The organism is Alloalcanivorax xenomutans, assembly GCF_032810065.1.
GTDB classification, from domain to species: Bacteria; Pseudomonadota; Gammaproteobacteria; order Pseudomonadales; family Alcanivoracaceae; genus Alloalcanivorax; species Alloalcanivorax xenomutans.
Map to the genome: position 1 here is coordinate 4,518,959 of NZ_CP136538.1, position 9,466 is coordinate 4,528,424.

Sequence of the window (9,466 nt, forward strand, 5' to 3'; positions counted from 1 at the left end):
GAAGGGCAAGCCGGCGGGAGGGCTCCCGCCGGCCGGAGGGTCAGACCAGCTCCGCGCGCATCTTTTTCTTGTCCAGTTTGCCCACGGAGGTGCGTGGCAGCTCCTCCACGAACACCACGCGATCCGGGATGCCATAGCGGCTGATCACACCCTTCTCGGCATAATCGGCCACCATGTCGATGATCGCCTGCGCTTCCACTTCGGCGCCCTTGACCACCAGCGCCACCGGGCGTTCACCCCATTTCTCGTCCGGCACGCCCACCACCGCGCACTCACGCACGGCATCGTGCTGAAGAATCAGGCTCTCCAGATCCAGGGAGGATACCCACTCGCCGCCGGTCTTGATGACGTCCTTGATGCGGTCGGTGATTTTCAGCCAACCATCGGCGTCGATCACCCCGATATCCCCGGTGTGCATCCAGCCACCGCGCCACAACTCTTGGGAATTGGACTCGTCTTTCAGGTACCCCTGGGTCAGCCAGGGGGCGCGCAGCACCAGCTCACCCTGCGACTTGCCGTCGTGGGGCACATCGTTCATGTCACCGTCGACAATGCGCCACTGCACCATGGGAACCGGACGGCCAGTGCGGGTGCGGTAATCCGCCTGGGTTTCCAGATCGGCCTGTTCCAGCTCCGGCGTCAGCAGAGCCAGGGAGATCAGCGGACAGGTCTCGCTCATGCCGTAACCGCTGTAAATGTCGATACCACGTTCCAGGGCTCCCTTGGCCAAGGGCTTGGGCAGCGCGGAACCGCCAATGATCACCTTCCAGCCACTCAGATCGATGTTCTTCACCGCTTCCGATTGCAACAGCATCTGAATGATGGTGGGCACGCAGTGGGAGAAGGTCACCTTTTCAGTGATCAGCAGCTTGAGCAGGGTTTCCGGCACATAGCGGCCTGGATAAACCTGCTTCACGCCGAGCAAAGTGGCGACGAACGGCACGCCCCAGGCGTGCACGTGGAACATCGGCGTGATCGGCATGTACACGTCGTTCTGATTGAAACGGCCGTGACCGGTGCCGGTCAGAGCGGCACGGCCGGCAAAGGTGTGCAGCACCAGTTGCCGGTGGGAGAAGTACACGCCCTTGGGCAGCCCCGTAGTCCCCGTGGTGTAGAAGGTGGTGGCACGGGTATTCTCATCCAGCTCCGGGAAATCGAATTGGGCGGAAGCCTGGGCCACCAGAGCCTCGTACTCACCGGCCAGATCAATGGCGGTGTCGGTGTCGCCGCCTTCGTCATCCAGCAGAATGTAAGTCTTGACCGTCTCGATGCGGTCCTTGATCTGATCCAGCACCGGCAGGAATTCCCGGTTCACCAGAATCACATCATCCTCGGCGTGGTTGATGGTGTAGAGAATCTGCTCCGGGCTCAGACGCACGTTCACGGTGTGCAGGACCGCGCCCATCATCGGCACGGCGAAGAACGCTTCCAGATAGCGATGGGTGTCCCAGTCCATCACCGCCACGGTATCACCGGGTTTCACTCCTTGCTGCTGCAAGGCGCTGGCGAGACGAGCAACCCGCTCCCCCATTTCCCGATAGGTCATCCGCCGCTGGTCGGCGTAGACGATTTCCTGATTGGGTGCGTTGCGAACGCCGGCCTCCAGGATACTGTTGATCAAGAGCGGTGACTCCACGGCTTCCGCGGTACGCTGGATGGTCAGATCGTTGCTCATCGGTTACTACTCTCCATCACATTTTTATTGTCACAGTGGCGAATCCGGACACCGGCGCCACGCCTGGCCTCCCCACATAAAATCGCCGGGAGCGATTCTTGACGTTGCCTTGGCAACGGCCCGGAGGGTGACCACCAGCGGGGGTGGTCACAAAAGCCCGGCGCCAAGCCTGTCACAGCTGATCGTCGAGGTCACGAGCGGCGGCTGACTCAAGAGTCAGAGGCCGCCGGATGCGTCAGTTTTAGCGGGTCGAGTAAAGCGGTGAGTTCCTCCACCGAAAGGTCGGTCTGCTCCGCCGCCACATCGATCACCGGCCGGCCGCTGGCGAACGCCTGTTTGGCGATGGCCGCCGCCTTCTCATAGCCGATCACCGGGTTCAGAGCGGTGACCAGGATCGGATTGCGCCCCACGCCCTCGGCCAGATGCTCACGATTGTAAGTCAGCCCGGCGATAGCCTGATCCGCCAGATTCCGGCAGCTGTTGGCCAGCCACTCCACCATATCCAGGAGGTTGGCGGCCACCAGCGGCAACATGACATTCAACTGAAAATTACCGCTCTGCGCCGCCACCGTATTGGCCTGATCCAGACCGATCACCTGAGCGGCGACCATGGTGGCGGACTCACAGATCACCGGATTGACCTTCCCTGGCATGATCGACGACCCCGGCTGGGTGGCAGGCAACTGAATTTCCGCCAGGCCATGAATCGGACCGGAGTTCATCCAGCGCAGGTCATTACTGATTTTCATCAACACCACCGCCAGACCGCGCAATGCCGACGACAGTGCCAGTGGTGCATCCACGGCGCTCTGCGCCACGGCCGGGTACGGCATGGCGGTAAACGGATGTCCGGTTTCATCGGATAACGCATCGACGAAGCGCTCGGCGAACTCAGCATGGGCGTTGATACCGGTCCCCACCGCGGTACCGCCCTGCGGCAAGGCATGCAATTCGTCCCGGGCGCCAGCCAGACGCTGGCTGGCCGCCTGCAGTTGCAGCACCCAGGTGCGCAACTCCTGTTCCACCGTCACCGGCATGGCGTCCATCAGGTGAGTGCGGCCGGTTTTGACCAAATCCTTGCCCTCCCCGGCCTTCGACCCCAGCGTGGTGATCAAATGCTCGAGGGCGGGCATCAATTGCTCGTTAACGGCCATCGCCGACGACACGTGAATGGCGGTGGGAATGGTGTCATTGCTGCTCTGGCCGAGATTGACGTGATCGTTGGGATGCACGTCGACGCCCTGGGTCTGGCACAGATGGGCCACCACCTCATTGACGTTCATGTTGGTGCTGGTACCGGAACCGGTCTGGAACACGTCCACCGGGAACTGATCCCGATGCTCACCGTTGATCAGCGCTTCGCAGACCGAACGGATAGCGTCACCCCGCTCCTCGGACAGCAGCTCCAGATCCACGTTCACCGAGGCCGCGCAACGCTTGATCCGGGCCACCGCCTGAATGAAACGGAACGGCAGCCGCCGGCCGCTGATTGGGAAATTATTCACCGCGCGCTGCGTCTGCGCGCCCCACAACGCCGCCTTTGGTACCGCCACTTCGCCCAGGGAATCCTTCTCCACCCGTGTGTCGTTCATGACCGTTCTCCTCAGCCGGGAAGTGAAAGGTCAGTATCGGCAAGGCCCGGTTGGACGTCCAGGGGAGCGCGGGCAATTCCGGCCATAGTCATGGCCGATACCGCCTCAAACAGGCCGCTTGAGAATCAGCCCCATGCCTTTGAAACTGGCCACCACTTCACCATGCTGATTGACGCCTTCCATCAACGAGTAAATGAGGCCGCGATCGGGTTTGGAGCGGGACGGGCGCGCCTCAAGGACGGTGGCGCGCATGGACAGCCGGTCACCGGGGCGTACCGGTTTGTGCCAACGCACCTCATCCACCCCGGGGGAAGCCAGCCCCGCCACGGTGGAAACATAGTTATCCACCATCAGCCGCATCATCAGGCTGAGGGTGTGCCAGCCACTGGCGATCAGCCCCTGGAAGGGGCCGGCCGCGGCGGCCTCGGGATCGGTGTGCATCTTCTGGGGGTCGAAGCGGCGGGCGAAAGAAAGCACTTCTTCCTCCTCCACCTCAATGGAGCCCAGGTCATAGGTGGTGCCCACCTGGTAATCTTCAAAATAGCGGTCGTGCTGGGGCTTGCTGAAGTTCGTTATTGTCATCGTGTTCTCCCATGCAAACGAAAGATCCGATCATAGCGCCGACCGGATACCAATAACGACCCCCACTACCCCGCGTCTCTGAGGTATTCTGAAGCCATCGTCAGGGCAAGGAGTGCAAGGATGTTTTCAAAATGGCAGTGGCTGCTGGTCCAGTTCTCCCGCGCCCTCTGGGTACGGGCCACCGCGTTCGCCATTCTCGCCGTGGCCACTTCTTTGCTGGCCATTATCGGCCAGCGCTGGCTGCCACCGGATATACCGGTGAGCATTGGCGCGGAAGCCGTGGACACCATTCTCAATGTGCTGGCTTCCAGCATGCTGGCGGTCACCACCTTTTCCCTCAGTGTCATGGTCAGTGCCTACAGCGCCGCCACCACCAACGTGACTCCCCGGGCCACGCGGTTGCTGATGCAGGACACCACCACTCAGAACGTCTTGGCCACTTTCATTGGTTCCTTCCTGTTCAGTCTGGTCGGGTTGGTGGCCCTCAGCACCGGTGCCTACGGCGAAGGCGGCCGGGTGATTCTGTTTCTGGTCACGCTGGTGGTGATCGTTATTATCGTCGTCACTATTCTGCGCTGGATTGAACATCTGTCGCGCCTCGGCCGGGTGGGTGAAACCACCGACCGGGTGGAACAGGCCACTTGCGCGGCCATTATTCAGCGTGCCGCCAACCCGGCCCTGGGCGGCAAACCTTTCTCCCCCGACCAGCCGATTCCGGACCAGGCTCTTCCCGTCTACCCGACATTGGTGGGTTACATTCAACATGTGGACGTGGAAGCGCTCGCCCAGTGGGCGGAACAGAACGATGCCGAGATTTACCTGACCGCCCTTCCGGGCGGTTTTGTGCATCCGGCCCGGCCCGTTGCCTGGCTGATCGGCGCCACCGACGACGACACCTCTTCCGTGCGGGAGCATTTCACCGTGGATGACGAACGATCCTTCGACCAGGATCCCCGCTTCGGCCTGGTGGTACTTTCAGAAATTGCGTCGCGGGCGTTGTCCCCAGCGGTCAATGACCCCGGCACCGCCATTGATGTGATCGGACGGGCGGTGCGGGTTCTCCATCACTGGCATACCCAACGTGGTGAAGCGGATGATACCGTGCGCTGGCCCCGGATCCGGGTTCCCTTACTCGACGAAAGGGAATTTTTCGACGATCTGTTCAACCCCATCGCCCGGGACGGCGCGGCCTTATTGGAAGTGCAGATTCGCCTGCAGAAAGCCTTCGAAGTCTTGGCCTCTTACGGCGGCTCCTTTCGCGCCAGCGCCCGGCTTCATGCCCGCTTGGCACTGGCGCGAGCAGAGCAGGCATTAGCCTTGGAGCGGGACCGGGCGGAACTGCGGGAGCTGGCCCGCTGGATGGAGCAGGATTGAGCCAGGCTATTTGCCGATACAGAACGACGAGAAAATCCGCCCCAGAAGATCGTCGGCGGTAAAGGCCCCGGTGATGTCTTCAAGGGCCTTCTGTGCCGCGCGCAGGTCCTCGGCAAGCAGTTCGCCGGCGGCGTGATCACCCAGTTGGCGCTGGCCTTTATCGAGCGCGGCCAGGGCCTGCTCCAGGGCGGTGATGTGGCGGCGGCGCGCGGAAAACGGGCTTTCGTCGGTACTCTGGTAGCCGGCCACGGCCTTGAGGTGGTCGCGCAACGCATCCAGCCCCTCTCCCGAGGCGGCGGAAATCACGAAGGTGTCCGGGTGGCCGTCCAGGGGACCAGGCGCCAGCCCGCTAAGATCGGCCTTGTTGAGCACAATGGTGACCGGCAGTTCCAGATTTTCCAGCTGTTTCTGGCTGTCCGGCAGTAACAAGGCGGGCTCCTTCAGGGATTCGGTTCCGGTTTGCGAATCCACCACCACCAGCAGCCGGTCCGCCTTGCGCATCTCCTCGTATGCCCGGCGAATCCCCTCTTGCTCCACCCGGTCCGGACTTTCACGCAGGCCGGCGGTATCGATCACATTCAATGGCAGGCCATCGATCTGGATCGATTCACGCAGCACGTCCCGAGTGGTTCCGGGCACTTCGGTAACGATGGCGGCGTCGAAACCGGCCAGGCGGTTCATCAGGGAGGATTTGCCGGCATTGGGCCGCCCGGCGATGACCAGGGTCAGCCCTTCACGGACCAGGCGCCCCTGGCGGGCAGTGGCGAGTACCCGGTTCACTTGCGCCAACAATGCCCGCAGGTCAGCGGCCACCCGCCCATCGGAGAGAAAGTCGATCTCCTCCTCGGGAAAATCGATGGCGGCTTCCACATAGATGCGCAGTTGGATCAACTGCTCCACCAACCGATTCACTTCCTCGGAGAACGCCCCCTGAAGGGAGCGCAGAGCAGCGCGGGCCGACGCCTGGGTGCCGGCATCGACCAGATCAGCGATGGCTTCCGCCTGAGCCAGATCCAGTTTGTCGTTCAAGAACGCCCGCTGGGAGAATTCACCGGGCCGGGCCTGACGGGCGCCGTGGTAAAGGCAAGCGCGGACCAGCATATCCAGCACCACCGGGCCGCCATGCCCCTGGAATTCCACCACATCCTCGCCGGTGAAGGAGCCGGGGCCGGGGAACGACAACACCAGTCCCTCATCGATGACCTCTCCCCGCTCATCACGAAAACGACGGAAATGAGCCTGGCGCGGCTGTAATGGCCGATCACCGACCACGCCGGCGGCGATGTCCAGCGCTCGATCACCGGAAAGCCGCACCACGCCGACACCGCCACGGCCGGGGGCGGTGGCGATGGCGACGATGGTATCGGAATCAGTGGCGGACATGATGAGCTTACCCGGAACCGGAATCACAGAGGGGGCCAACGGCCCCCTCTGTCATCACTCCCGCTCGATTCGGCGGGTAATGATGTATTGCTGGCCGATGGACAGCAGGTTATTGGTCAGCCAGTAGAGTACCAGACCCGCCGGGAACCACAGCATGAACACCGAGAAGATCACCGGCATCCACTTCATTACCTGGGCCTGGGTGGGGTCCGCCGGCGTCGGATTCAGACGGGTCTGCAGGAACATGGACGCGCCCATCAGAATCGGCAAGACGAAGTACGGGTCCATGACCGACAAATCCTGGATCCACAGGAAGAACGGCGCCTGACGCAGCTCCACGGATTCCAGCAGTACATAGTACAGGGCAATGAACACCGGCATTTGCACCAGAATCGGCAAGCAGCCGCCGAGCGGATTGATCTTCTCCCGCTGGAACAGCTTCATGGTCTCCATTTGCTGCTTCTGCTTGTCGCTCTTGTGCTCTTCGCGGATACGCTGCATCTCCGGAGCCACCTTCCGCATCTTGGCCATGGAGCGGTAGCTGGCGGCACTGAGTTTGAAGAACAGCGCCTTGATGATGAAGGTCAGCAGGATGATCGCCACACCCCAGTTCCCCACGCCGACGCCCAAATCCATATTCAGACCGAAGATGGAAAGCTTGCCGCTTTGCAGGAACACCAGCAGGGCGAAGATCGGCTGGGACAGGAACCACAGCCAGCCGTAGTCCACGGTCATGTTCAGCCCGGGGCTGATGGCCTCCAGGTGATCCTGGATTTTCGGGCCAGCGTAGAACTCAGCGTACATCTGCCCGGTTTCGCCGGGAGCCACTTTCTGTCCCTGGGATACGAACCGCAACAGGTATTGGTCACGGTTCTTCTGGTACACCGTGGAATAGGTCTGCTGCAGTTGCGGATCAGGGATCCAGGCGGACAGGAAATAGTGCTGAACCATGGCGATCCAGCCGCCTTCCTGCGTGGTACGCAGGGCGGATTCTTCCATATCGCCGAATTTCAGCTTGTTGTACGGCTTTTCGCTGGACCAGTAGGCGGCGCCCAGATAGGTGGGCATGGGCGCGAACCCTTGCTTGGACAGGCCCGGATCATCGCCGCCATCACGCTTGATCTGGCCGTAGAGCTGGCCGCTCCAGGTTTCTCCACTATTGTTCTCGACAATGTGGGTTACCCGCACCAGGTAACTGCCGCGCTCGAACGTGTAGCGCTTGGTGATCTTGGCGCCGTTGTCCTGGGTCAGTGTCAGATCCACGTTCAGCTCATGGGCATCGCCCATCTGGTAGCTCTGTTCGGCGCTGCTCCACACCGGACGGCCGGAAGCGGAATCGGTGCCATTGGCACCGATCAGACCAGTCTGAGCCACATAGGTGCGGGAGGAGGTGTTCTCCAGCAGCACAAAAGGCTGATCCGGCGTGTCGGCGTGGCGAGGATAAGCCGGCAGGCTCAAGCGCACGATGTCGCCACCACGGGGGTTGATTTCCAGGTTCAACACATCGGTGGTGACATGAATGGCACCACCGTTTTGTGCTTTGTTGTCCGGAATGCTGTCGCTTACTTCTCCGCCGGGAATGGAGGATGCCGTCGGGTCGGTATGCTCCTGCGGATCGGGCACCAGGTCGTTGCCCGTGGTATTGGCGTTGCTATCGGCATTATTGCCCGCCACTTGCTCGCTGATTTGCGGCTCGACGGTGTCCGGGGCGGCGTAGTCTCGCTGCCAGGCCTGAATCATCAGGTAGGAGACAACGGCAATGCCCGTAATGACAAGGGCTCGGGGGATATCCATAGCTTTGTATTCGGCTGGCGGAAAAGCGGGGGGCAGTTTCTCAGTCTTGCCTACGCTTGGCAAGCAGCTTGTCGAACAGCCGCGCCAACTGAGGGGTCCAGTTTTCCTTTCCGGCTGGCAGGGGTCCGCGCATCAATACCACGATATCCAGGCCGGTCAGTTCGTGCTGGCGCAAACGAAACTGTTCGCGGATCCGGCGTTTCACGGCACCACGGTCCACCGCACGCCGAATGCGACGTTTGGCGATTACCAGGCCCAGACGTGGCAAGGGTTGATCGGTTTCCCGGGCCAATAGCAGAAAACATTGCTGGCCAATGCGCCAATCGGCTTGATCGAACACAGTCTGAAAGGCCTTGCCGTCAAGCAGGCGTAGATCGCGGGAAAACCCGAATCGGGAAGAGGAGTTACTGGGGAGAGGTACTGATGGGCTCACCGTGTCTGATACCCCGGTGATGCCACCAGAAGAAACAGCGATTGGCTTATACAGCCAACCGCTTGCGGCCTTTGGCGCGACGAGCGGCCAGTACCTTACGTCCGTTTTTGGTAGCCATGCGAGCGCGGAAGCCGTGGTTACGCTTACGCTTCAGATTGCTCGGCTGGAATGTGCGTTTCATGGCGGCATCCCCGCTGTGGAAGTCTTAAGAGGGCGCGGATGTTAGCCCTGGCTTGTCTCGCTGTCAAGCGCTTTGCCGGATGGGAGGGTTAGCTTATCAATATCTTTAAATATTTATTTTCTTATTTAGTGATAGTAGTTCTTATAGGCAAAGCCAATTCTGGGGATAAGCCGGAAAAGTGTAAGTAGATCAGTGTGTTGTGATGTGAGTAACCGGCGTATAACTGTGTGTAACTCCTGGTGACTAAGCTGGGACAAGCTGTCCGGAACTGTGGGAGAAATCAGTTCAACCTGTTATCCCCATACTTATACGCTCCCCTGCCAACAGGGTTGCGGACCTAGTTATCCACAGAAAAAGATAAGCGAAAAAAGACCTGCCGTGCTGTGGATAGTTACACGCTCAGAGGTATAGAATGGCCCGTTCAAATTCACGGTTTCTGGCAAGGCGGGGAT

At 60.8% G+C, this 9,466-nt stretch carries 8 protein-coding genes; 1 reads left to right on the top strand and 7 read right to left on the bottom strand.

Annotated elements, in window-relative coordinates:
* Positions 1-40: 40 nt before the first annotated feature.
* The 3 genes from RYH70_RS20855 to RYH70_RS20865 all read right to left on the bottom strand — a co-directional run bounded on the left by RYH70_RS20855 (position 41) and on the right by RYH70_RS20865 (position 3,849).
* Complete coding sequence (locus RYH70_RS20855; RefSeq protein ID WP_022997386.1) at positions 41-1,675, bottom strand: fatty acid--CoA ligase; 1,635 nt, start codon at positions 1,673-1,675, stop codon at positions 41-43.
* Between the two features lie 209 nt (positions 1,676-1,884).
* Positions 1,885-3,267, bottom strand: a complete 1,383-nt coding sequence (locus RYH70_RS20860) for a class II fumarate hydratase (protein WP_022997387.1) — start codon at positions 3,265-3,267, stop codon at positions 1,885-1,887.
* Between the two features lie 105 nt (positions 3,268-3,372).
* Positions 3,373-3,849 (bottom strand): MaoC family dehydratase, encoded by a 477-nt coding sequence (locus tag RYH70_RS20865; RefSeq protein WP_022997388.1) that lies wholly within the window; start codon positions 3,847-3,849, stop codon positions 3,373-3,375.
* Positions 3,850-3,969: 120 nt separating this feature from the next.
* Here RYH70_RS20865 and RYH70_RS20870 point away from each other — a divergent pair, with 120 nt between their 5' ends.
* Positions 3,970-5,223: a DUF2254 domain-containing protein gene (locus tag RYH70_RS20870; protein WP_022997389.1), complete on the top strand. Its 1,254-nt coding sequence runs from the start codon at positions 3,970-3,972 to the stop codon at positions 5,221-5,223.
* A 6-nt stretch (positions 5,224-5,229) separates the two neighbouring features.
* Here RYH70_RS20870 and mnmE read toward each other — a convergent pair whose 3' ends face one another.
* From mnmE to rpmH, 4 genes are read right to left on the bottom strand one after another with little or no spacing between them, the layout of a single operon-like run.
* Positions 5,230-6,606 (bottom strand): tRNA uridine-5-carboxymethylaminomethyl(34) synthesis GTPase MnmE, encoded by a 1,377-nt coding sequence (mnmE, locus tag RYH70_RS20875; protein ID WP_026948798.1) that lies wholly within the window; start codon positions 6,604-6,606, stop codon positions 5,230-5,232.
* A 54-nt stretch (positions 6,607-6,660) separates the two neighbouring features.
* Positions 6,661-8,400 (bottom strand): membrane protein insertase YidC, encoded by a 1,740-nt coding sequence (gene yidC, locus RYH70_RS20880; RefSeq protein WP_026948799.1) that lies wholly within the window; start codon positions 8,398-8,400, stop codon positions 6,661-6,663.
* A gap of 40 nt (positions 8,401-8,440) precedes the next feature.
* Positions 8,441-8,833 carry a ribonuclease P protein component gene (rnpA, locus tag RYH70_RS20885; protein WP_055100278.1) on the bottom strand — a complete coding sequence of 131 codons (393 nt, stop codon included), beginning with the start codon at positions 8,831-8,833 and terminating at the stop codon, positions 8,441-8,443.
* Between the two features lie 46 nt (positions 8,834-8,879).
* Positions 8,880-9,014: a 50S ribosomal protein L34 gene (gene rpmH / locus RYH70_RS20890; RefSeq protein ID WP_022997393.1), complete on the bottom strand. Its 135-nt coding sequence runs from the start codon at positions 9,012-9,014 to the stop codon at positions 8,880-8,882.
* Between the last annotated feature and the right edge of the window lie 452 nt (positions 9,015-9,466).

Excerpts from the sequence above, each read along its gene's own strand:
- rpmH (WP_022997393.1), bottom strand. The coding sequence starts at position 9,014 with ATGAAACGCACATTCCAGCCGAGCAATCTGAAGCGTAAGCGTAACCAC.
- RYH70_RS20855 (WP_022997386.1), bottom strand. The coding sequence starts at position 1,675 with ATGAGCAACGATCTGACCATCCAGCGTACCGCGGAAGCCGTGGAGTCA.
- mnmE (WP_026948798.1), bottom strand. The coding sequence starts at position 6,606 with ATGTCCGCCACTGATTCCGATACCATCGTCGCCATCGCCACCGCCCCC.
- RYH70_RS20860 (WP_022997387.1), bottom strand. The coding sequence starts at position 3,267 with ATGAACGACACACGGGTGGAGAAGGATTCCCTGGGCGAAGTGGCGGTA.
- RYH70_RS20870 (WP_022997389.1), top strand. The coding sequence starts at position 3,970 with ATGTTTTCAAAATGGCAGTGGCTGCTGGTCCAGTTCTCCCGCGCCCTC.
- yidC (WP_026948799.1), bottom strand. The coding sequence starts at position 8,400 with ATGGATATCCCCCGAGCCCTTGTCATTACGGGCATTGCCGTTGTCTCC.
- RYH70_RS20865 (WP_022997388.1), bottom strand. The coding sequence starts at position 3,849 with ATGACAATAACGAACTTCAGCAAGCCCCAGCACGACCGCTATTTTGAA.